Raw genomic sequence first — 20,098 nt, forward strand, 5'->3', positions numbered from 1 at the left:
TGATTTCCCGTGAGCGCCCCAGCAAACCACTCTGACAACTACTCCGGCTACGACCTTGTCATCGTCGGCTCGGGCTTCTTCGGCCTCACGGTCGCCGAGCGGGTCGCGACCCAGCTGAACAAGCGGGTCCTCGTGCTGGAGCGCCGGTCGCACCTCGGCGGCAACGCGTACTCCGAGCCCGAGCCGGAGACCGGGATCGAGGTGCACAAGTACGGTGCGCACCTCTTCCACACCTCCAACAAGCGTGTCTGGGACTACGTCAACCAGTTCACCGAGTTCACGAACTACCAGCACCGGGTGTTCGCCAAGTACCAGGGGCAGGTCTACTCCTTCCCGATGAACCTGGGCCTGATCAACCAGTTCTTCGGCAAGTCCCACACCCCGGACGAGGCGCGTGAGCTGATCGCCAAGCAGTCCGCGGAGTTCCGGACCGAGGACGCGCAGAACCTCGAGGAGAAGGCGATCTCGCTGATCGGCCGGCCCCTCTACGAGGCGTTCGTCCGCGGGTACACGGCCAAGCAGTGGGAGAACGACCCGAAGGACCTCGGCGCCAACATCATCACGCGCCTGCCGGTCCGCTACACGTTCGACAACCGGTACTTCAACGACACCTACGAGGGCCTGCCCGTCGACGGCTACACGGCGTGGCTCTCGAAGATGGCCTCGCACCACAACATCGAGGTGCGGCTGAACATCGACTACTTCGATGTCCGCGACCAGATCCCGGCAGGCACGCCGACCGTGTACACGGGCCCGCTCGACCGGTACTTCGACTACGAGGCGGGCAAGTTCACCTGGCGGACGGTCGACTTCGAGTCCGAGGTCCTGAACACCGGTGACTACCAGGGCGCCTCGGTCGTCAACGCCAACGACGAGGACGTGCCCTACACCCGGATCATCGAGTTCCGGCACTTCCACCCGGAGCGCAAGCACTACCCGACGGACAAGACCGTCATCTTCCGGGAGTTCTCCCGCTTCGCCAAGGACGACGACGAGCCGTACTACCCGATCAACACCCCGGAGAACCGCGAGAAGCTCGAGCGCTACCGCGAGCTGGCCACCAAGGAGGCCAAGGAGCGGAACGTGATCTTCGGCGGCAGGCTCGGCACGTACAAGTACCTCGACATGCACATGGCCATCGGGTCGGCGCTGTCGGTGTTCGACAACAAGGTGGCACCCCACCTGACCGACGGCGCGCCGCTCGACGGCTCCCTGGAAGCCTGATGACGACGGCTGCTCCGGCCCGGCCCCGGGTCGAGGAACCGCCGGCGCCGGGGCAGCCGTCGGTCGAGGTCAGGATGCTGGCGCAGATACAGCGCCGGATCGGCCGCCCGCCGGTGGTGCGGGCGGCGCGGGGCATGTCCCACTTCGGCGAGCACGCCATCGGCTGGCTCGCCATCGGTCTCGTCGGTGCCGCGGTGGACCGCATGCGCCGCCGCGACTGGCTGACCGGGGCGGCAGGTGTCGCGGCCGCCCACGGTGCGTCCATCGCGGTGAAGCGGGTCGTCCGGCGAAGGCGCCCGATGGACGAGTCGGTCGAGGTGCTGGTCAAGACCCCGAGCAGGCTGTCGTTCCCCTCCTCGCACGCCACCTCGACGACCGCCGCCGCGGTCGTCTACTCCGGCCTGACCGGGCGTAACCTGGTGCCGGCGCTGGTGCCGCCGATGCTCGTGTCGCGGCTGGTGCTGGGGGTCCACTACCCGAGCGACGTGATGGCCGGTGCCGCACTGGGTGCCGTCGTCGGTGGTGTCGTCCGGCGCGTGTTGAAAAGGAAGCGGACGAGTTGAGCAGTACGGCGGAGAGCGACGCCGCAGGGGACACCGCGGTGCCTCCCGCCGGTGACGCCGCCAGGGGCGGCTTCGTCAGCGGGCTGATCCGCACGGCGCGGCCGAGGCAGTGGGTCAAGAACGTCCTGGTGCTGGCGGCGCCCTTCGCCGCGTACGCCGCCGACCCGGTCTTCCGCATGGACGTGGTCACCGACGCCGCGGTGGCGTTCGTGGCGTTCTGCCTGGTCGCGTCGGCCGTGTACCTGATCAACGACGCGATCGACGTCGAGGCCGACCGGGCCCACCCGACCAAGCGCAACCGGCCCATCGCGGCCGGGATCGTGCCGGTGCGGGTGGCCTACGGCATGTCGATCGCGTTGTTCGCGGCGTCGTTCGCGGTGTCGCTGGTGTCGAGCTGGCGCCTGCTGATCGTGATCGGCGTGTACGCGGCCGTCCAGATCGGCTACTGCCTCGGGCTCAAGCACCAGCCGGTGATCGACCTGTGCATCGTCGCGTCGGGCTTCCTGTTGCGGGCGATCGCGGGCGGTGCGGCGGCCGGGCTGCCCCTGTCGCAGTGGTTCCTGCTGGTCACGGCGTTCGGCTCGCTGTTCATGGTGGCGGGCAAGCGGTACGCGGAGATCGTCCTGTTCGAACGGACGGGCGCGAAGATCCGGGCGTCGCTGTCGAAGTACTCGGCCAGCTACCTGCGCTTCGTCTGGGCCACGTCCGCGGCCATCATGATCATGGCCTACTCGCTCTGGGCGTTCGAGATCCGCCAGCGCACCGGGACGAACTCGGTGTGGGCGGCCATCTCCATCGTGCCGATGGTGGTGGCGGTCCTGCGGTACGCGGTCGACGTGGACGGCGGCAACGCGGGGGAGCCGGAGGACATCGCCCTGCGGGACCGCGTCCTCCAGGTGCTGGGTGCGTCCTGGGTTGTGTGCGTGGCCCTTTCCGCGTTCCTGTAATCACCGAATTGGTCGATTCGTTCGGGAACGATCTCCGTCCCGGGTCCGTCTGATGGCCGTCACGTGTGGACGCGAACCGTCGGAGGCGTAATGACGGCTGAGTTCGACCAGCTGGTGGCCGAGTTCGAGCAGTTCCAGGCCCAGATCCAGAACATGGACGACAGGTTCGAGCATCTGGCGGGAATGCAGTCCGAACTGGCCACCCTCGAGGTCACTGCCAGTACGCCCGACCACTCGATCACGGTCGTCGCCGGGCCGGGCGGCTCGGTGCGCGACATCCGCATCACCGAGGACGCGTTCCGGCTCGGGCCGGAGCAGCTCAGCAGCGAGCTGATGGCGACGCTGCGGGAGGCGGTGGCCGACGCGGCACGGCAGCAGGCCGGGATCGTCGAGGAGTTCGCAGGCGGCCCCGTGCTCGACCAGGTGCTGGAGACCCAGTCCGAGCTCACCGGCGTCCCGGTCGCGGAGCTTCGGGAGAAGGTCCACCGGCCCGGCGACTCCTACCTGCGTGACTTCTCCGAGGAGGAGGATTGACATGGGCGACTTCAACGTCGACCTCGGCGGGCTCGACGGCTACTCCGGCACCCTCAACGACGACAAGGACCTCGTCAGCGAGGTCAGCGGTCTCGTGGCACAGTCGGACGTCGGTGACCAGTCCTGGGGCATCGTGGGCCTGTTCGTGAAGTCCAGGTACACCGAGATGCTCGGGGACCTCAACGACCTGCTGGGCGACATGTCCGACGGTCTGCAGGCGGGCGCCGACAAGGTGGCCGAGTGCGCCGCGGCCTACCGCGAGATCGAGACCGCCATCGCGAAGATCTTCGACGACGGGACCGCCGCGCTGAAAGGAAACCCCTGATGGCCGAGACACACACCGGAGAGCTGTCCGGCATCACCATCAGCGAGGAGATGGGTTACGGCGAGAAGGTCGCCCGCGGCCTGCCGGTCGTCGGCGGCGCGGTCAGCGCGGGCCTCGCCATGAGCGCGGGCGACTGGCGTGGCGCGACCGTCGGTGCCGCCGCCTTCGTCCAGTCCTGCAAGGACACCGTCACCGGCATCGCCACCGACCCGCTCGGCTGGCTCATCGGGCAGGGCCTCAACTTCCTCATCACCGTGGTCCAGCCGCTGCAGGACCTGATCCACTTCGTCAGCGGCGACGGCCCCGCGCTGGCGAACGCGGCGGGAAACTTCAACAAGATCGGTCAGGGCCTCGCCGAGTACGGCGAGAAGTTCGTGCAGACCATGCAGGAGCAGCTCAAGGACTGGTCCGGCGACGCAAAGGCCGCCGCCCAGGCCCGCCTCGAGCGCTTCGCCACCGGCATCGGGGGCACGGCGGGCCAGTCCGGCGACATCGCGCAGCTGCTGCAGGTCTCCAGCATGGTCATGACGGTCATCGAGGAGTTCATCAAGGCGCTGCTGACCGAGTTCGTCGAGTGGCTGGTCCTCATCTGGATCCCGGCCATCGCGGCGGCAGCGCCGACGTTCGGCGGGTCGATCGCGACGGCGTGGACCGGCACCTTCGCCAAGGGCGCCACCACGACCGCGAAGGCCACCAAGCAGGTCAGCAAGCTGCAGAAGGTCCTCAACATGCTGAAGGACCTCCTGGCGAAGCTGCAGACCCTGATGGGCAAGACGAAGGACTTCTTCAAGCAGGCGGGCACGGCGAGCAGGACGCTCGGCGAGACCGTGCGCATGCAGTCGAAGCTCGGCGCCCGCGAGCGCGGCGGCAAGCTGCTCGACGACTTCGACGCCGTGAGGACCTTCCCGGGGCGGCTCGGCGAGGTGGGCAGCGGCAGCCTCAAGAGCCAGTACGCCGACCCGAGCAAGGTCGCCCGCAACGGCAACAACGCCTGGAAGGTCGGCGAGTACGGCAGCACCGGCGACGACGAGTCGGTCGAGGACTCCTCGGAGGACCTGACGATCTAGTGGACATCGTCGAGACCTGGGACTGGCGGGCGTGGAGCCTGGCGGTCCTGGTCGTCGTGGTGGCCGGGGTGTTCGCCTACCGCAGGCTCGCCGCGCTCGCGTTCCGGTACCTGCTCCTCGGACGCGTCGCCCGTGCGCACGGCTGGCAGGTCGAACTGGCCGGCGCCGACGGCCGCGCGGCGTTCGACGAGCAGGAGCGGCGGCGGCGCAGGCAGGCGTGGGCGCTGCTGCGCCGCGGGAGGATCCGCGAGGGCTACCGGAGCGGCGTGTTCGGCAGCACCCAGTCCGGCGCGTGGCACCCGGAGCTGACCATCACCGGCACGTGGCGCGGCAGGCGCTTCACCGCGTCGCAGCTCCGCCGCTACGAGCTGACCAGCGGTGAGCACACCCGCCGCAGGGTCCGCAGGCGGGCGTCGCTCACGCTGGAGGGCCGGCACGTGGAGCTGGGCCCGCGCCTGCGCCGCGGCCGCCTCATCGCCGCGCTGGACCATGCGAGTGACGAGGCAGACCGGCTCGGCGGCTAGACGCTCTGGTCGCTCTCGTCGCGCAGCGTGTAGTAGGTCGTCCGGAACGGCTGCAGCAGTGCACGCATGTACAGCGGGCCCTCGGACGGCAACACCATCCGCCGCTCCTTCGGCAGGTCCACGCCACGCTCGTAGTACTGCTTCGCGACCTTCGACCACTCCGGGTCGAGCAGCTCCATCGTCACGCCGGACGACTCGGTGAAGCGGTAGACGGCCACGCGGCGCGGCGGGTCCGTCGCGTTGGTGTACAGCGCGACCTGCGTCGGCGTGTGTTCCGAGGTCCTCGGGTCGGTCACGGCAGCGGTCCTCTCACGGGGTTCCACCAGGCGTCGATGATCGGTCCTGGCCAGGACTCACCGGTGATCATGCCGCGTCGCTGGATCTCCTCCAACCGCGCCACCGACAGGTCGACGGCGGTGTCACTCAGACCGCTCTGCTGGAGCATCTGCCGCATGTCGTTGGGGTCGACCCGGCGCACGGCGTCGACCACGTCCGGGTCGAGCGGCTGGTTCAGGTGGTCACGCACGAAGTCCGAGCGGATGCCGTCGCGGGTGCCGTCCGGGAACGAGTAGCCGTGGTCGATGGCGACCACGCTGCCGTCCGGGCCGGTCAGGTAGTTGCCGCCGTGCCGGTCGGTGTTGCCCGTGACGTAGTCCAGCACCGCCATCTGCTGTTGCTGCTGGCGCGGGTACTGGTCGGCGTCGAGCCCTTGCGACGAGCCCTCGGCGAACCGTTGCAGCGAGCCGGGGCCGTGCGGGCCGTCGACCATGGCGGTCGTCGGCACCCGGTCGAAGCCGAGCATCTGGTCGACGCGCGACGCGGCGACCTCACGTTTGCCCAGGTCACCGGTGATGTCCTGGCGGATGCCGTTGGTGTCCTCGCCGGACACGGGCTTGTAGACGGCGTGGCTGCCGTCGTCCAGTTCGGCCTTGAAGGCCTCGTTCACGTTGCCCCCGGGGCCGATGTTGGACAGGTTCGTGATCTGCCTGTTCTGCAGATCCTGCTCGCTTCGGCTCGGCTGCCAGCCACCAGGGGTGTTCGCGTCCGGCCGTGTCCCGTCCGGCGGGTTGAGGCGGTCGGCGATGCTCGGCGGGTTGTTCGGGACGGTCGGGTCCGTGCGGGTCGCGGGCGTGTCCGGCCGCGTCGTCCCCGCGGGCACGGTCGATCCGGCGGGCACGGTCGAACCCGCCGGTACCGTCGTGCCGGCCGGTGTGGTGGACGACGGGGTGGTCGTCGCGGACCCGCGGTTGGTGTTCGGGACCGTCGTGGCGTCGTAGGCCTTGTCGAGGTTGACCTTGTTGGTCTCCTCGCCCTGGCGGTAGGTGGCCGCGGTCGCGTCGGTGCCCGCCTTGGCGTTGTCGACCGCCTTCCTGGTCGTCTGTACGTGCTGCTGGGCGGTCTTCAGGTGGCTCTGGGCGGCACCGGTGAACGAGCTGCCGACGATGCCCATGCTCTGCGGGCCGACGTTGATGTTCCCGACCGTCGTGCCGACCGCGTCGACCTTGCTCCCGGTCGAGTCGAGCCGCGTCTTCATGGTGTCGAGCGAGTCGAGGTTGACCGTCGTGCCGTCCCCGCCGCCGAGTGGCCGGGTCGTCCCGTCCGGCCTGGTCGTCGTCGCGTCGGGACGGGTGGTGGACGTGTCCGGTCTGGTCGTGTTCGGCCGGGTGCTGCCGCTGGAGCTGCTGCCCGAATGCCTGGGTCGTGGTGTCATGTCGGCTCCGCTACGCCAGGTACGGCAGGTCGGGCGGACGGCGGTGGTCCGGAGGCGACTGGTCGGGCGTGCTGTAGGGCTTCGCGGCCTGGTAACCGCCGAAGGCCAGGTCACCGGCCGTCGAGAAGCGGTCGAGGCCCTCGGCGAGCTTGGACATCGAGTGGGCGAGCTTGCTCAGCCTGCCCGCCTGGCGGCCGAGCCCGCTGATCAGCTTGCTGATCTTGCCGCTGATCCGCGCCGCGGTCGCCGCCGCCCGCGCGCCCGCCACGCCGCAGAACGCGGCGATCGAGCCGCCGAACGTGAACGCGGCCGAGGCTGCCGCGATCAGGGCGTAGCGGACCAGCTCGGTGATCAGCGACGCGATGATGTCGAACACGATGCCGCGCAGCGTCGTGACGAGCATGCCGGAGATGCCGACGACCGCCGCGGTGCCGTCCAGCGTCATGCCGAGGGACTGCAGCTCCCCGGCCATCTGGTCCAGGCTCTGGGTGTACGCGTCGCCGGACTTGCCCTGCCACTCCGCCACCGTCGACAGGTCCTGGCGGTGCTCCTCGGCGATGGTCTTCATCTCCGCCGCCGCCTGCTTCAGCGCGTCGACGTTCGCGTTGATCTCGTCCGGGTTGCCGAGCAGGGCGTCCAGCGGCTCGCGCAGGAACGACACGTGCTCCAGCAGCCACCCGACCCCCGCACTGACGATGAAGCCGAACGGGTCGACCGCCGCGCCGATGGTGTCGATCACGGCCCCGGTCGCGCTCAGCGCGACGTCGACGACCTTCTCACCCTCGGACTCCGAGTCGCTCGTGATCGAGTCGACCAGCCCCGCGTACGTGTCGACGATGCCGGCACCGGACGTCGCCGTGGTCATGCGCCCCTCCTACCCCCGACCGTCAGCGGCTGAAGAGATCATCGTCGCCGAAGTCGTCGTCCTCGTCCTGGGATGGACGGCCCGGGCGGCGCGGCGGTTCCACCCGACCGGGAGTCGATCCGAGCTGCGGTGGCGCAGGCGTGGGTGAGCCGGGCTGGGGAGTCGGCTCGTCGAACGAGTAGCCCGGGCGCTCCGGCTCCTCGTCCACCTCCTCTTCCTCCGGGAGGTAGCCCGTGATCATGTGGAGTGCCTCGGAGTCCGGGCTCCCGAGCGGCGCGAACGCCTCGGCGACGTTGACCGCCGCCGCGCGCTGGGCCCTGCGGGCGAGCGCCATGATCTTGCCGGCCAGCTCGGCGCCGGAGCCGCGCCAGGCGGACTCGTCGATGCGCAGGTTCGTCAGCGAGCCGTTGGGTGCGACAGTCACGCTCAGGGAGCCGTCCGGGGACTCCTCCGTCGCGCCGGAGTGCTCGAGGTCGCGCTGGAACGCCTCGGTCTTGGCCTTCACTTCCGCGATGGTGGCGTTGAAGTTGGCAAGCCACTCGTCGGGAGTCGGGATCGCCGTCACAGCCCGAGCATAGAGAACCGGGGGCTTCCGATCACCGTAATCGTGCGAGTACTGTCCGTGTTGGCTTGCGGTTCTGCAAGTTGCAGGAAAGCGCCGGCGTGGCCCACGTGACGCCGGCTCGGCGGGCCGTCCACCGGAGCGCGGCGACTGACGGTGGACGGCCCCCACCCTCGGCTCAGATCGGCAGCCACCGGAAGATGGCGCGCGGGATGTGCCGCAGCACCGACAGCATCAGCCGCAGCGGCGCCGGTGCCCACACCAGCTCCTTGCGCTTGGCCACACCGGCGATGGCCAGGTCGGCGACGACCTCGGGCGTCGTGGACAGCGGCGCGGGCTTCATGCCCTCGGTCATCCGCGTGTGCACGAACCCCGGCCGCACGACCGTGACCGAGATGCCCTCGCCACGCAGTGCCTCACCCAGGCCGAGGTAGAAGCCGTCCATGCCGGCCTTCGTCGACCCGTACATGAAGTTCGACCGCCGGACCCGCTCGCCCGCGACCGACGACAGTGCCACGACCCTGCCGTGTCCCTGCCGCCGCAGCCGCTCCGCGAGCGCGACGCCGACCGACACCGCGGCGGTGTAGTTGACCTGTGCCAGCTCGACGGCCTTCGCGTGGTCCTGCCAGACCGCCTCGGCGTCGCCGAGCAGGCCGAACGCCACGACCGTCACGTCGAGGTCGCCGTCACCGAAGGCCTTGTCCAGGACGGCCGGGTGCGACGCGGTGTCGAGTGCGTCGAACTCGACCGTGGACACGGTCGCGCCGAGGGCCCGCAGGTCCTCGACCGCCTTGTCCAACCGTGCCGACTGCCGTGCCGCGAGGACGACCCGCAGCGGCCTGCGCGCGGCGTACTTCCCGGCGATCGCGAGCCCGATCTCGGACGTGCCGCCGAGCAGCAGCAGCGACTGGGGGTTTCCGACTGCATCGATCACAACGACAACCTTCTCGACATGTCTGAGGCGAAGACGCCTTGGGGGTCAACCGACGCGCGGACCTTGCGCCACTCGTCGACACGCGGGTAGCCACGCTTGATCACCTCGGGCGTCGCGCGGGACTCCTTCGCGAGGTAGTGCCGCCCGCCCGCGCCGAGGACCAGCTCGTCCAGCTCCTCGCACAGCTCGTGCACACCCCTGCCGATCGGCAGGTCGACGCACAGCGTCCAGCCGGGCATCGGGAACGACAGCGGCGCCCGGTTGCCGGGACCGAACCGCTTGAGCACGTTCAGCGCGCTGACCTGGCCCGTCTCGGTCATCCGGCGGACGGTGTGCCGGATGACGTCCTCGGCGCCGAACGGCACCACGTACTGGTACTGCAGGAACCCGTGCGGCCCGTACCCCCGGTTCCACTCGCCCACGATGTCCAGCGGGTGCAGGAACTGGGTGATGTTCTGGACGGCACCCTTCCTGGTGGGCGACTTGCGGTACCAGAGCTCGCTGAAGATGCGGCCGGTCAGCTTGTTGAGCATGCCGGGCGGGAAGACGTCTGGGACGGTCAGGAGCTGCGGCGCGTCGAACCGGAGGGGGTGTCGGCGCTTCTTCTCCGGCAGGTCGTCGACGTGGGCGTGGTTGGCGCGGGTGAGGATGCCCCGGCCGAGGTGCGGGCCGGTGGTCACCGCGTCGAACCAGGAGACGGACTCGACGTAGGCGTCGTCGTCCACGCTCTGGCGGGCCATCAGCTCGTCGAGCGTGCCGAGCTGCTCGGTGTCCACCAGGAAGTAGGCCGTCTCGACGTGGTTCACGTGCAGCGTGGCCCGCAGGACGATGCCGGTGAGACCCATGCCGCCGACCGTGGCCCAGAACAGCTCGGCGTCCGGCCCGTCCGGCGTGAGCGTCGCGACCTCGCCGTCGGCGGTGAGCAGGTCGATGGCGAGCACGTGGTTGCCGAAGCTGCCCTCGACGTGGTGTGCCTTGCCGTGGATGTCGCTGCCGATGGCGCCGCCGACCGTGACCTGGCGCGTGCCGGGCAGGACGGGCAGCCACAGCCCGAACGGCAGGAGCGCACGCATGAGCGTGTCGAGCGAGACCCCCGCGTCGACCTCGACGACCCCGGCCTCGGCGTCCACGGTGTGGATGCGGTCCAGAGCGGTCATGTCGACGACCACGCCGCCCGCGTTCTGCGCCGGGTCCCCGTAGCTGCGGCCCAGCCCCCGGGCGATGACCCCGCGAGGGCCCGCGGTCCGGACGGCCTCGGCGATGGCGCGGACGTCGGCCGTGCGCACCACCCGCGCCGACGTGGGCGCGGTCCGCCCCCAGCCGGTGAGCTTCTCTGGCTTCACCGCACCGAGGGTATCCGGGCCGTCGCGGGCTCCTACACTGGCTCCGTGACCTCGGCCGCCTCCGTCGAACCGAAGCTCGGACTGGTACAGCAGCTGGCCAGGTTCGTGCTCATCGGCGGCTTCTGCGCGCTGGTCGACTTCGGCGTGTACCAGGGTTTGCTCGCGCTGGGCCTGTGGATCCACCTCGCCAAGGCGCTGAGCTTCGTCGCGGGCACCACGACGGCGTTCTTCCTCAACCGCCGCTTCACCTTCGCCGCGGGCAACACCGGCGGCGCGCGGCAGCTCGGCGGCTTCGTCCTCCTCTACACGGTGACGTTCTTCGTCAACGTGGGCACGAACGCGCTGATGCTGGCGCTGAGCCTGCCCATCATCGTGGCGTGGGTGGTTGCCCAGGGCGTCGCGACGGCCATCAACTTCGTCATGCTGCGGACGGTCGTCTTCAGGGCCGGTTGAGGGCCTTCTCGAACCAGTGGTGGGCGTAGTACTCGTCGTTGAACGGCTCGACCTCCCGGTAGCCCGAAACAGGCGGCCAGGCAGTGCCGGGCGTGCGGGTGGTCGGGGTCGGTGGGCGCCACGGCAACCAGACCGGCCGTGAGCAGGCGGTCGACCTCGCCCATGGCCTCGACCAGCCTCGTCCGCTGCTTCGCGTTCAGCGGCGCCAGGAACGACCCCGCGATGTCGTCCGACCGCTCGTCGAGAACCGCCCGCTCGGCCCGTCCCCGGTCGGTGAGACGGGCGATCCGCACCCGCCTGTCCCGCTCGCTGGGTTCGACCGTCACGAGGCCGGCCGCCTCGAGGGTGCGCAGGAGGCGGCTCAGACAGCCGGAGTCGAGGTCGAGCCGGGCGCGGAGTGGCTAGGTCGCGAAGCCGTGCCTCCGGGGCTGGGCGTTGCCGTAGATCCGGGCGTTCGGGGGCAGCTCGTCGAGGTGGGCCGTCGCGACGTGGGCGAAGTTCACCGCGACCGTCGACCCGTCGGCGAGGGCCACGGCCTCGACCGTGGCCGACTGCATGAGCCCGGCCAGCTTCTCGCCGAGCTGGCCGGCGGCGTCGTCCGACAGCGCGAACACCGCCGGCTCGCCGCTGCCGGTCAGGTGGAGCACCAGAGCGCGTTTGGAATCAGCCATGCGTACAGACCAGCACCACCGGTGGGAGCCGGCAACCCAGGTTCGCCTCCAGCGGATCCGCTAGAAGCGGAAGAAGCGCTCCCGCTGACCCTGCCGCACCAGCTTCAGCCACTGCAGGAACGCCTTCGGGTCCTTCTTGGTGCCGATGAAGTACAGGCCGAAGCGCACGATCTCCAGCATGCCGATCTTGCGCAGCCCGGGCTGGGAGAGCAGGTACCCGCGGTTGCGGTACGTGTAGTACCGCTTGACCTCGTTCTCCGGGTCCTGTGCGTGCAGCCGCCCGCCCAGCATCGGCTTGAACTCGTCCGAGCCGTCCGGGTGCAGGTACGCGACCTTCAGCGAGGTGCCGAACGGCAGGCCGGAACGCACGAGGCGCCGGTGGATCTCGACCTCGTCGCCCCGGAAGAACAGGCGGTAGTCCGGCACGCCGATGACGTCGAGCGTCGCCGCCCGGAACAGCGCGCCGTTGAACAGCGACGCGATGCCGGGCAGGAAGTCCGTGCCCAGCTCCGAGGCGTTGCGCTTCCACGTCAGCCCCCGGCGCAGCGGGAACGCCAGCTTCGCCGGGGTGTCGATGTTCGTCACGACCGGCGAGATCTCCGCCAGGTTGCGCGACTCCGCCTCACCGAGCAGGACCTCGAGCACGTTCTCGTCCGCGGGCCTGCCGTCGTCGTCCGCACACCAGATCCACTCGGCGCCCATCGACAGCGCGGTCAGCATGCCGAGCGCGAAGCCGCCCGCGCCGCCCAGGTTCCGGCGCGAGGCCAGGTACGTGGACGGGACGGGGCAGCTCTCGACGATGTCGGCGACCGGCTCGTCCGGGCCGTTGTCCACGACCACGAGGTGGTCCGGCAGCCTGGTCTGCGCGCCGATCATCTTCAGTGAGTCGGCGAGCAGCTCCCTGCGGTGGCGCGTGACCACCACGGCGACGACCGCGCCGGACGGCAACTGCCCATCGACCTTCATCAGACCTCGCCGCCGTTGGTGGTCAGTGCCGGCTCGGCACCCAGACGCGCGAGGGTCTCGGCGTCCATGCCCGCGAACGGGTCCTTGCCCTTGTAGGCGGTGATGACCTCGCGCAGCGAACCGTGCATCTTCACGTGACCCTCGTCCATCCAGATGGCCGTGTTACACAGCTCGAACAATAGGTCGTCCTGGTGCGAGGCGAACACCAACATGCCGGAGCGCTTCACGAGATCCACGAGTCGGGTCCTGGCCTTCGCCAGGAACGCCGCGTCGACCGCGCCGATGCCCTCGTCCAGCAGCAGGATCTCCGGGTCGATCGACGTCACGACACCGAGCGCGAGGCGCACCCGCATGCCGGTCGAATAGGTGCGCAGCGGCATCTGCAGGTAGTCGCCGAGCTCGGTGAACTCCGCGATGTCGTCGACCCGCTTCTCCATCTGCTTGCGGGTCATGCCGAGGAACAGGCCGCGGATCATGATGTTCTCGAGACCGGAGATCTCCGGGTCCATGCCGACGCCGAGGTCGAACACGGGCGCGACCTTGCCGAGGGTCCGTGCCGCACCGCGGGTCGGCTCGTAGATGCCCGCCAGCAGACGCAGCAGTGTCGACTTGCCCGCGCCGTTGTGGCCGACCAGGCCCACGCGGTCGCCTTCCTTCAGGGACAGCGTGATGTCGCGCAGCCCCTCGATGATCGGCACCTTCTGGTCGGTGCCGATCTTGCCGCCGACCTTGCCGAGTACGAGCTTCTTGAGGGAACGGGACTTCGCGTCGAAGATCGGGAAGTCGACGGAGGCGTTCCAGACGTCAATGCTCACCATGTCGTTTCTCGCCTCACTCAGACCCAGTAGGAGACTCGGGCACGGTAGTTACGCATAGCCACGAAGGCCAGCGCCCACCCCACAACGGTAAACCCGCCGACGACCACCCAGTGATGCCAGCTCTGGGTGTTGCCGATCAGCGGCGCACGAAGGATCTGCAGGTAGTGGAACAGCGGGTTCAGCTCGGCGATCAGGATCTTCCAGTCGCTGCCGCCCCCACCGGAGATCCTGGTGGTCAGGATGTCGGGGGTCCACACGATCGGCGTCATGAAGAACACCAGTGACACCAGGCTGTTGATGACCGGTGGGACGTCCCGGTACCGCGTCGAGATGATGCCGAAGAGGATCGCCACCCAGCCGCCGTTGATCGCGAGCAACGCGAACGCGGGGATGGCGAGCAGGATGCTCCAGCCGATGCCCGGCTGCGGGTCGCCGCCGGAGGTGATCAGGTAGCCGGACTTGGTCAGGTCGCTCCAGAAGATGACGACGATGACCACGTACACAAGAAGGTTGTGCGCGAACATGAGTGTGAGGCGCCACACCAGCCGCAGCGCGTAGACCGTCAGCGGCGCGGGCAGGTGCTTGATCAGGCCCTCGTTGCCGATGAACGTGTCCGTGCCCTCGATGAGGCAGCCGGACATGAAGTTCCAGACGATGAACCCGACCGTGACGTACGGGAGGAACGTCGGGATGTTCGCCGTGAACAGCTGCGAGTACAGCAGGCCGAGACCGATCGCGGTGATGGCCATCGACAGCGTGATCCACAGTGGTCCGATGACCGACCTGCGGTAGCGCTGTTTGATGTCCTGCCAGCCGAGATGGCCCCACAGCTCCCGCTGTCTCGCGCCCTCGACGATGTCCGTCCACGCACGCGACCAGCTACGGCTGGACGAGGGTGGGGGTGCCTGCTCCTGCTCGGCAGTGCTCGTTACTGACACGGCTGTCGAGCGTACCGGCGGCTACCGCGACCCCCGCAGGGGCCGTGTTCGCACAAGCATCCTGTTCCGTGAGGACCATTCGTTTCTGTTTGTCCGCCTGGTAGCTTCTCCGCTCATGGTCGACGTCGCCCCTGTGCAGAGTGTCATGCGCTCTCTCGTTGACGTCTATGCCGAACACCCGGAACCACGCTCGGTAGCCGTGGTCGGCAACATGCCGATGGCGCCGGACGAGGAGCGCGCCAAGGCAGTCGATGCCTGTGACCTGGTCTTCAGGGTGAACGGGTTCGTCACGGACGATCCTGGTGCGCCACCGACGGTCGGCACGCGCTGTCACGTGGTGGTGTTCAACCGGGCACTGCGTGCCACCAAGTACGTCTTCGAGAACTACCGACGGCGCCTGTACCTCATGGTCGAGCCGGGTCGCCTGCACTGGGAGCCGGACATCCTGCCCGCGTGGTGGCCGGAGGACCTCGGTCTGGTGCCGGTCAACAACGCCGAGGTGACACTGCCGCTGTCGGACGCTCTCGGGCTCCCGACGCGTCAGGACTCGACGTGGGCGACCACCGGCACGATGGCGGCGTGGATCGCGCGGACCTGCTACCCGGACGCCGAACTGCTGCTCACCGGGTACTCGTTCATCGACGACCCCAACCAGACCTCGTGGATGCATGCCGCCGGCGACTCGTGCATCGTCGGCCCAGAGCACCAGATCGCCGCCGAGGGGCGACTGCTCGACTCGTGGACCAAGACCGGCCGGACCAGGCTGCTCCGCTGACTTCGCCGAGGGAATGACATTGGGTAACAACGGACTTCGCAACCTCTGGGGTGCGCGTCAGCTCGCGTCCGACCGGATCAAGCGTCTGATCGACTACCGCATCAACGAGCGGATTCCCCTCGAGCGGCTCGAGCACTACTACGGGAAGATCGACCGCCTCGCTGACGAGCACCACGAGTCGGTCGGGGACCTGCGCGGTCGCCTCGACGACCTGCAGCGGCGTTTCGACGAGGTGGAGCGCCTGCAGCGCTGGACGGCCAACGAGCTCGAGCGGATCGTGCCGCAGGTGGCCGCGCAGGAGTCGCAGCTCGAGTCGCTGCGGGAGAAGATCAGTGCCGCACCGGGTGGCGACGAGGCCCAGGCCGCCGAGTCGCGGACGCTGATCGACGAGATCCGCCGCGAGCACGCGCAGGTGCGTGTGCGCCTGACGGCGGTGGCTCAGTACGAAGACCGGCTCAGGAAGCTCGAAGATCGCTCTGAGTAGCCGTTAGGGTTCCGAAGTCACCTTCCGTTGCCATTCTTCACAGTTTAACGTTCAAGTGGCAAATGTTGAGCTGTGTAGTTATGGGATCAACTCTGTCGCTGGTTACTCCATTCGAGGACCCTGAATCCTGTATGCAGGCGCGATTGGGGTCGGGACATGGTCGATGTGCAGTGGTGGCGATCCACCTATGACAACCGGGTACACGCCTTCGGCAACGAGGAGGCGGGGCGTGACTTCGGAGAGGCGCTCTGCGAGCACAGCGTGCCCAACAGCAGGATCGAGTGCACGGACGACGGCGAGCGTTGCCTGGCGTGCATGCTGATCTTCGGTGACCTGCTGGCCGACACGTACGGTGACTCCGTCTGGCGGGCTTCCTGACCTTCCGCGTCCGGGCGCGGGGGGTACGTTGCCCGTATGCGTGAAGTTCGTATCGGTAAGCACACAGTGGGCGCCGGTCACCGGCCCTTCGTCATCGCGGAGATGTCCGGGAACCACAACGGGTCCCTCGACCGCGCGTTGGCGATCGTCGACGCAGTGGCCGCCTCCGGGGCGCAGGCGCTGAAGCTGCAGACCTACCGTGCGGACACGATCACCATCGACGTGGACGCGCCGGCGTTCCGCATCTCGTCCGACCACTCGCTGTGGGGCGGCGAGAACCTCTACTCCCTGTATGAGAAGGCACACACGCCCTGGGAGTGGCACGCGCCGATCTTCGAGCGAGCCGCCTCCGCCGGTCTGACCGTCTTCTCCAGCCCGTTCGACAGCACCGCGATCGACCTGCTCGAGAGCCTCGACGCGCCTGCCTACAAGATCGCCTCCGCGGAGATCGTGGACCTCCCGCTGATCGAACTCGCCGCGCGGACGGGGAAGCCGCTGGTGATCTCGACCGGGATGGCCGACGTCGCCGAGATCCACGCGGCGGTCGCGACGGCCAGGGCGACGGGCAACGACCAGCTCGTGGTGCTCGGGTGCACGGCGTCCTACCCGGCCTCGCCCGAGGACAGCAACCTGCGGGGGATTCCGTTGATCGCCGACGCCTTCGACGTCGTACCCGGGCTTTCCGACCACACCATGGGTATCGGTGTTCCGGTGGCCGCCGTTGCACTCGGCGCCTGTGTGATCGAGAAACACGTCACCCTGTCCCGAGGTGACGGCGGGGTGGACAGCGAGTTCTCGCTGGAGCCCGCCGAGCTGACCGCCCTCGTCACCGAGACCGAGCGGGCGTGGCGGGCGCTCGGGTCGCCGAGGATCGGGCCGAAGGACAGCGAACGGGAGGTCCTCCGGCTGCGGCGGTCCCTCTACGTCGTGGCGGACGTCGCCGAGGGCGACGAGGTGACCGTCGAGAACGTCCGGTCCATCCGGCCGTCGGGTGGTCTGCCGCCGGTGGCGCTGTCGACGGTGCTCGGGCGGCGGTTCCGGGCGGACGCCGTCAAGGGGACCCCGCTGACCTGGGATCTCGTGTAACCGCACCCGATCGTGGGGTAGTTGTCCACAGGTTTAGCAGTGGCAAACGCTTGGCAACACACAGGTTGTCCACAAGGCGGTCAGTTATCCACAGGCTTGTCCACAGGTACTCCCGCGAGCCGGCCGCGCGCATATGTTGGCTCCATGAACCACGCATTCGCCGCCTCCCACGCATCGACCGCCGCCCTCGCCTCCCGGGGAGGGTCGAGGCACGGGAGGTCGGCCAGATCCAGCCACGGGTGGTCGACCCGCGCGTCGTCCCAGTCGAGGAGGCCGACCGTGCCGTCCTCCTGTATCCGGATGTTCGCCGCGCACGGGTCGCCGTGGACGACCGTCTTCGGGCCGTCGAGGGCCGCCCACGCGGCGCGGCACGCGGCCACGGCCTCCCGTGGCATCGAGGTCAGGTCCACGTCGCCACCGCGGTCGGTGGTCAGCAGGTCGCAGGTGCCCGGGCCGTCCGGGCGGGGTGGCCAGGTGGCCATGAGCGAGTGAAGGCGCCGTAGCTCCGCGGCCACCGACGGCCAGTCGGCCTCCTCGGGTTCGCGGCCCGGGAGCCACTCCTGCACGACGATCCCGTGCACGTGGCGGCGTCCGTCGTGGGTTCTGACGACTTCGGGCACGAGAAAACCGTTGAGAGAGAGGTGGTCCAGCAGCTCGAGTTCCCACTCGAGGGAGGGCGCAGAGCGACGCGAGCGTCTGACGACCCGGTCACCCGCGCGGTAGACCTCGTTGCGGTGGCCGCCGCCGAGGCGTTCCGTGACCGGCGGGGCACCCCACGGCCGGAGGTCCACCTAGAACGCGCGGACGAGGTCGATCACGCGGTCGACGTCGTCGTCGGACAGGTCCGGGAACAGGGGGAGCGACAGCTCCTCGGCGTAGAACTGTTCCGCGTTCGGGCACATGCCGCGCCGGTAGCCGAGGTCCTCGAACACCGGGTGCCAGTAGACGGGGACGTAGTTCACCTGCACGCCGATTCCGTTGGCACGCAAGTGTTCGTACAGGTCGCGGCGGCGGTTGTCCAGTACTCGCAACGGGTACAGGTGCCACATCGGGTCGGCGCCCGGCAGGGTCACCGGCGTGCGCACACCGTCCACATCGGACAGTGCGGTGGTGTAGCGCGCGTGGATCTCGGCGCGGCGCGCCCTGAACGCGTCGAGGCGGCGGAGCTGGCTGGAACCCAGGGCGCACAACACGTCCGGCAGCCGGTAGTTCAGGCCGAACTCGTGGACCTCCTGGTGCCAGCCGCCCTCGTCCGGGTGGCGTTGGCGTGCCTTGTCGCGGACCAGGCCGTGGTTGCGGAACTCCGCCGCGCGCCGCGCCAGGTCCGGGACGGGGGAGGCGACCGCGCCGCCCTCGGCCGTCGTCAGGTTCTTGGTGGGGAAGAAGGAGAAGGTGGTGATGTCGGCCAGCGAGCCGACCGGACGGCCCTGCCAGGTGCCGCCGATGGAGTGGGCCGCGTCGTCGAGCAGCAGCGCGCCGCCGTCGTGGGCGATCTTGACCAGCTCGTCGTGCGGTGCGGGGTGACCCGCGTAGTCCACGGCCGACACCACGCGGGTGCGCGACGTCATGGCGGCCGCCGCGGCGTCGGGCAGGAGGTTGCCGGTCTCGGGCGACACGTCCGCGAAGACGACCTTCGCGCCGCGCAGTGCGGCGGTCGCGGCGGTGGCCACGAAGGTCATGGGTGCGCAGACGACCTCGTCGCCGCTGCCGATGCCCGTCGCGGCGTAGGCGACGTGGAGTGCCGCGGTGCCCGACGTGACGGCGACCGTGGGAGTGCCGCCGGCCAGTGCCGACAGGTCCTCCTCGAACCGGCGCACGGCAGGGCCCGTGGTGAGCCAGTCGCCGCGCAGGACGGCCGCGACGGCCTCGACGTCCTCGTCGGTCACCGACTGGCGGCCGTAGGGCAGCGTCGGACGGGTCGGTTCGTTCCGCAGCTCCCGAACGTCACCCATACTGGGCCACCAGGCTGCTCAGCTCCTCGTCGGAGAGCCACAGGTCGTTGGTGTCCGACCGGTAGGCGAAGCCCTCCGGCACCGGCTTGCCGCCTGCGGGCGGCTCGTAGCCCCAGCCCGCGATGTGCGGCATGACGACGTACCGGTCGTCGAGGAGGAGCGTCCTGCGCGCGTCGTCCGGGGCGATCATCTCCTCGTGGAGCTTCTCGCCCGGGCGGACGCCGACCTCCTTCATGGGGCTGTTCGGCGCGATCACCCTGGCCAGGTCGACGAGCCGCATGCTCGGGATGCGCGGCACGTACAGCTCGCCGCCGTGCATCCGGTCGAAGGAGTTGACCACGAACTCGACGGCCTGCGGGAGCGTGATCCAGAAGCGGGTCATGCGCAGGTCGGTGATCGGCAGGGCCTCGCCGCGTTCGGCGAGTGACCGGAAGAACGGGATGACGCTGCCGCGTGAGCCCATGACGTTGCCGTAGCGCACCACGGAGAACCTGGTGGGATGGCCCGCCGCGTAGTGGTTGCCGGAGATGAACAGCCGGTCGGCGCACAGCTTCGTCGCGCCGTACAGGTTGATCGGGCTGGAGGCCTTGTCCGTCGAGAGGGCAACGACCTTCTTGACCTGGCAGTCGATGGCCGCCTCGATCACGTTCTGTGAGCCCGTGACGTTCGTCTGCACGAACTCGAAGGGGTTGTACTCGGCCGTGTCCACCTGCTTGAGCGCCGCCGCGTGCACCACGTAGTCGACGTCGTGCATCGCGCGCTCGAGCCGCCTGCGGTCCCGCACGTCACCGATGAACCAGCGCAGCCGGGGGTCGTCGCCGAACAGTTGGCGTGCCTCGTACTGCTTCAGCTCGTCGCGGGAGAGCACCACGAGTCTGCGCGGGTCGAGGTGTTCCAGGGCGTAGGCGATGAAGGCCTTGCCGAAGGATCCCGTGCCGCCCGTGAGCAGGATGCTGGCCCCTTCGAGCAGCGCCATGG

General features: G+C 69.2%; 25 protein-coding genes and 1 pseudogene. 12 read left to right on the forward strand and 14 right to left on the reverse strand.

Going from position 1 to position 20,098, the window contains the following annotated elements; genetic code table 11:
• Nucleotides 1–9: 9 nt before the first annotated feature.
• The 7 genes from glf to CLV71_RS19485 all read left to right on the forward strand — a co-directional run bounded on the left by glf (nt 10) and on the right by CLV71_RS19485 (nt 5,184).
• Complete coding sequence (gene glf / locus CLV71_RS19455) at nt 10–1,224, forward strand: UDP-galactopyranose mutase (protein ID WP_133904204.1); 1,215 nt, start codon at nt 10–12, stop codon at nt 1,222–1,224.
• On the forward strand, nt 1,224–1,787 hold the full coding sequence (locus CLV71_RS19460) for a phosphatase PAP2 family protein (protein WP_133904205.1): 564 nt from the start codon (nt 1,224–1,226) through the stop codon (nt 1,785–1,787). Before glf ends, CLV71_RS19460 begins: the two co-directional genes overlap by 1 nt.
• Nucleotides 1,784–2,734, forward strand: a complete 951-nt coding sequence (locus CLV71_RS19465; protein ID WP_208297621.1) for a decaprenyl-phosphate phosphoribosyltransferase — start codon at nt 1,784–1,786, stop codon at nt 2,732–2,734. Before CLV71_RS19460 ends, CLV71_RS19465 begins: the two co-directional genes overlap by 4 nt.
• A gap of 90 nt (nt 2,735–2,824) precedes the next feature.
• Nucleotides 2,825–3,268 carry a YbaB/EbfC family nucleoid-associated protein gene (locus CLV71_RS19470; RefSeq protein ID WP_133904206.1) on the forward strand — a complete coding sequence of 148 codons (444 nt, stop codon included), beginning with the start codon at nt 2,825–2,827 and terminating at the stop codon, nt 3,266–3,268.
• Between the two features lies 1 nt (nt 3,269).
• Nucleotides 3,270–3,593 (forward strand): ESX-1 secretion-associated protein, encoded by a 324-nt coding sequence (locus tag CLV71_RS19475; protein WP_133904207.1) that lies wholly within the window; start codon nt 3,270–3,272, stop codon nt 3,591–3,593.
• Nucleotides 3,593–4,660 (forward strand): hypothetical protein, encoded by a 1,068-nt coding sequence (locus CLV71_RS19480; protein ID WP_133904208.1) that lies wholly within the window; start codon nt 3,593–3,595, stop codon nt 4,658–4,660. Before CLV71_RS19475 ends, CLV71_RS19480 begins: the two co-directional genes overlap by 1 nt.
• Nucleotides 4,660–5,184 carry a hypothetical protein gene (locus tag CLV71_RS19485; RefSeq protein ID WP_133904209.1) on the forward strand — a complete coding sequence of 175 codons (525 nt, stop codon included), beginning with the start codon at nt 4,660–4,662 and terminating at the stop codon, nt 5,182–5,184. The genes CLV71_RS19480 and CLV71_RS19485 overlap by 1 nt, the downstream gene beginning before the upstream one ends.
• On the opposite strand, the gene CLV71_RS19490 is transcribed toward CLV71_RS19485, so the two are convergent.
• From CLV71_RS19490 to dprE1, 6 genes are all read right to left on the reverse strand, one after another.
• Nucleotides 5,181–5,480, reverse strand: a complete 300-nt coding sequence (locus tag CLV71_RS19490; RefSeq protein WP_133904210.1) for a hypothetical protein — start codon at nt 5,478–5,480, stop codon at nt 5,181–5,183. The genes CLV71_RS19485 and CLV71_RS19490 overlap by 4 nt on opposite strands.
• Nucleotides 5,477–6,895, reverse strand: coding sequence for a protein kinase family protein (locus CLV71_RS47750; RefSeq protein WP_166664162.1), 1,419 nt, complete (start codon nt 6,893–6,895; stop codon nt 5,477–5,479). The genes CLV71_RS19490 and CLV71_RS47750 overlap by 4 nt, the downstream gene beginning before the upstream one ends.
• 10 nt (nt 6,896–6,905) lie before the next feature.
• Nucleotides 6,906–7,760: a WXG100 family type VII secretion target gene (locus CLV71_RS19500; RefSeq protein WP_133904212.1), complete on the reverse strand. Its 855-nt coding sequence runs from the start codon at nt 7,758–7,760 to the stop codon at nt 6,906–6,908.
• A gap of 22 nt (nt 7,761–7,782) precedes the next feature.
• A complete protein-coding gene (locus CLV71_RS19505; RefSeq protein WP_166664163.1) occupies nt 7,783–8,325 on the reverse strand; it encodes a YbaB/EbfC family nucleoid-associated protein in 543 nt (180 codons plus the stop codon).
• 175 nt (nt 8,326–8,500) lie between these two features.
• Nucleotides 8,501–9,256: a decaprenylphospho-beta-D-erythro-pentofuranosid-2-ulose 2-reductase gene (dprE2, locus tag CLV71_RS19510; protein ID WP_133904214.1), complete on the reverse strand. Its 756-nt coding sequence runs from the start codon at nt 9,254–9,256 to the stop codon at nt 8,501–8,503.
• Complete coding sequence (gene dprE1 / locus CLV71_RS19515) at nt 9,253–10,599, reverse strand: decaprenylphosphoryl-beta-D-ribose oxidase (RefSeq protein ID WP_208297622.1); 1,347 nt, start codon at nt 10,597–10,599, stop codon at nt 9,253–9,255. The genes dprE2 and dprE1 overlap by 4 nt, the downstream gene beginning before the upstream one ends.
• 45 nt (nt 10,600–10,644) lie before the next feature.
• Here dprE1 and CLV71_RS19520 point away from each other — a divergent pair, with 45 nt between their 5' ends.
• On the forward strand, nt 10,645–11,052 hold the full coding sequence (locus CLV71_RS19520) for a GtrA family protein (RefSeq protein ID WP_133904215.1): 408 nt from the start codon (nt 10,645–10,647) through the stop codon (nt 11,050–11,052).
• Between the two features lie 275 nt (nt 11,053–11,327).
• Here CLV71_RS19520 and CLV71_RS50150 read toward each other — a convergent pair.
• The 5 genes and pseudogenes from CLV71_RS50150 to wzm form a co-directional block, all read right to left on the reverse strand.
• Nucleotides 11,328–11,438: pseudogene (locus tag CLV71_RS50150) on the reverse strand (MarR family transcriptional regulator); the annotation flags it as partial.
• 15 nt (nt 11,439–11,453) lie between these two features.
• Nucleotides 11,454–11,723, reverse strand: coding sequence for a hypothetical protein (locus CLV71_RS19530; protein ID WP_133904216.1), 270 nt, complete (start codon nt 11,721–11,723; stop codon nt 11,454–11,456).
• Between the two features lie 60 nt (nt 11,724–11,783).
• On the reverse strand, nt 11,784–12,689 hold the full coding sequence (glfT1, locus tag CLV71_RS19535; protein ID WP_133904217.1) for a galactofuranosyltransferase GlfT1: 906 nt from the start codon (nt 12,687–12,689) through the stop codon (nt 11,784–11,786).
• Nucleotides 12,689–13,507, reverse strand: coding sequence for a galactan export ABC transporter ATP-binding subunit Wzt/RfbE (wzt, locus tag CLV71_RS19540; protein ID WP_133904218.1), 819 nt, complete (start codon nt 13,505–13,507; stop codon nt 12,689–12,691). The genes glfT1 and wzt overlap by 1 nt, the downstream gene beginning before the upstream one ends.
• Before the next feature lie 17 nt (nt 13,508–13,524).
• Complete coding sequence (wzm, locus tag CLV71_RS19545) at nt 13,525–14,445, reverse strand: galactan export ABC transporter permease subunit Wzm/RfbD (RefSeq protein WP_133904219.1); 921 nt, start codon at nt 14,443–14,445, stop codon at nt 13,525–13,527.
• A 145-nt stretch (nt 14,446–14,590) separates the two neighbouring features.
• On the opposite strand from wzm, the gene CLV71_RS19550 reads away from it, so the two are divergent.
• The 4 genes from CLV71_RS19550 to pseI all read left to right on the forward strand — a co-directional run bounded on the left by CLV71_RS19550 (nt 14,591) and on the right by pseI (nt 17,168).
• Nucleotides 14,591–15,220 carry a glycosyltransferase family 29 protein gene (locus CLV71_RS19550; protein ID WP_133904220.1) on the forward strand — a complete coding sequence of 210 codons (630 nt, stop codon included), beginning with the start codon at nt 14,591–14,593 and terminating at the stop codon, nt 15,218–15,220.
• A gap of 19 nt (nt 15,221–15,239) precedes the next feature.
• A complete protein-coding gene (locus CLV71_RS19555; RefSeq protein ID WP_424923890.1) occupies nt 15,240–15,704 on the forward strand; it encodes a hypothetical protein in 465 nt (154 codons plus the stop codon).
• A 156-nt stretch (nt 15,705–15,860) separates the two neighbouring features.
• Nucleotides 15,861–16,082 carry a hypothetical protein gene (locus CLV71_RS19560; RefSeq protein ID WP_133904222.1) on the forward strand — a complete coding sequence of 74 codons (222 nt, stop codon included), beginning with the start codon at nt 15,861–15,863 and terminating at the stop codon, nt 16,080–16,082.
• A gap of 36 nt (nt 16,083–16,118) precedes the next feature.
• The gene (gene pseI / locus CLV71_RS19565; RefSeq protein ID WP_133904223.1) at nt 16,119–17,168 is read left to right on the forward strand and encodes a pseudaminic acid synthase; all 1,050 of its coding nucleotides are present in this window, start codon (nt 16,119–16,121) and stop codon (nt 17,166–17,168) included.
• A gap of 80 nt (nt 17,169–17,248) precedes the next feature.
• Here pseI and CLV71_RS19570 read toward each other — a convergent pair whose 3' ends face one another.
• Genes CLV71_RS19570 through pseB form a run of 3 tightly spaced genes read right to left on the reverse strand, consistent with a single transcriptional unit; the run spans nt 17,249 to nt 20,096 of the window.
• Nucleotides 17,249–17,959, reverse strand: coding sequence for a phosphotransferase enzyme family protein (locus CLV71_RS19570; RefSeq protein WP_133904224.1), 711 nt, complete (start codon nt 17,957–17,959; stop codon nt 17,249–17,251).
• Nucleotides 17,960–19,120, reverse strand: a complete 1,161-nt coding sequence (locus tag CLV71_RS19575) for a DegT/DnrJ/EryC1/StrS family aminotransferase (protein WP_133904225.1) — start codon at nt 19,118–19,120, stop codon at nt 17,960–17,962.
• A complete protein-coding gene (gene pseB, locus CLV71_RS19580) occupies nt 19,113–20,096 on the reverse strand; it encodes a UDP-N-acetylglucosamine 4,6-dehydratase (inverting) (protein ID WP_133904226.1) in 984 nt (327 codons plus the stop codon). The genes CLV71_RS19575 and pseB overlap by 8 nt, the downstream gene beginning before the upstream one ends.
• Nucleotides 20,097–20,098 lie beyond the last annotated feature (2 nt).

It is taken from the genome of Actinophytocola oryzae (assembly GCF_004364325.1).
Taxonomy (GTDB): Bacteria; Actinomycetota; Actinomycetes; order Mycobacteriales; family Pseudonocardiaceae; genus Actinophytocola; species Actinophytocola oryzae.

What these genes read in the sequence shown, in the direction of transcription:
- CLV71_RS19460 (WP_133904205.1), top strand. Translation starts at nt 1,224, where the DNA reads ATGACGACGGCTGCTCCGGCCCGGCCCCGGGTCGAGGAACCGCCGGCG.
- CLV71_RS19470 (WP_133904206.1), top strand. Translation starts at nt 2,825, where the DNA reads ATGACGGCTGAGTTCGACCAGCTGGTGGCCGAGTTCGAGCAGTTCCAG.
- CLV71_RS19475 (WP_133904207.1), top strand. Translation starts at nt 3,270, where the DNA reads ATGGGCGACTTCAACGTCGACCTCGGCGGGCTCGACGGCTACTCCGGC.
- CLV71_RS19480 (WP_133904208.1), top strand. Translation starts at nt 3,593, where the DNA reads ATGGCCGAGACACACACCGGAGAGCTGTCCGGCATCACCATCAGCGAG.
- CLV71_RS47750 (WP_166664162.1), bottom strand. Translation starts at nt 6,895, where the DNA reads ATGACACCACGACCCAGGCATTCGGGCAGCAGCTCCAGCGGCAGCACC.
- CLV71_RS19500 (WP_133904212.1), bottom strand. Translation starts at nt 7,760, where the DNA reads ATGACCACGGCGACGTCCGGTGCCGGCATCGTCGACACGTACGCGGGG.
- CLV71_RS19530 (WP_133904216.1), bottom strand. Translation starts at nt 11,723, where the DNA reads ATGGCTGATTCCAAACGCGCTCTGGTGCTCCACCTGACCGGCAGCGGC.
- glfT1 (WP_133904217.1), bottom strand. Translation starts at nt 12,689, where the DNA reads ATGAAGGTCGATGGGCAGTTGCCGTCCGGCGCGGTCGTCGCCGTGGTG.
- wzt (WP_133904218.1), bottom strand. Translation starts at nt 13,507, where the DNA reads ATGGTGAGCATTGACGTCTGGAACGCCTCCGTCGACTTCCCGATCTTC.
- CLV71_RS19550 (WP_133904220.1), top strand. Translation starts at nt 14,591, where the DNA reads ATGCGCTCTCTCGTTGACGTCTATGCCGAACACCCGGAACCACGCTCG.
- CLV71_RS19560 (WP_133904222.1), top strand. Translation starts at nt 15,861, where the DNA reads ATGGTCGATGTGCAGTGGTGGCGATCCACCTATGACAACCGGGTACAC.
- pseI (WP_133904223.1), top strand. Translation starts at nt 16,119, where the DNA reads ATGCGTGAAGTTCGTATCGGTAAGCACACAGTGGGCGCCGGTCACCGG.
- CLV71_RS19575 (WP_133904225.1), bottom strand. Translation starts at nt 19,120, where the DNA reads ATGGGTGACGTTCGGGAGCTGCGGAACGAACCGACCCGTCCGACGCTG.
- pseB (WP_133904226.1), bottom strand. Translation starts at nt 20,096, where the DNA reads ATGGCGCTGCTCGAAGGGGCCAGCATCCTGCTCACGGGCGGCACGGGA.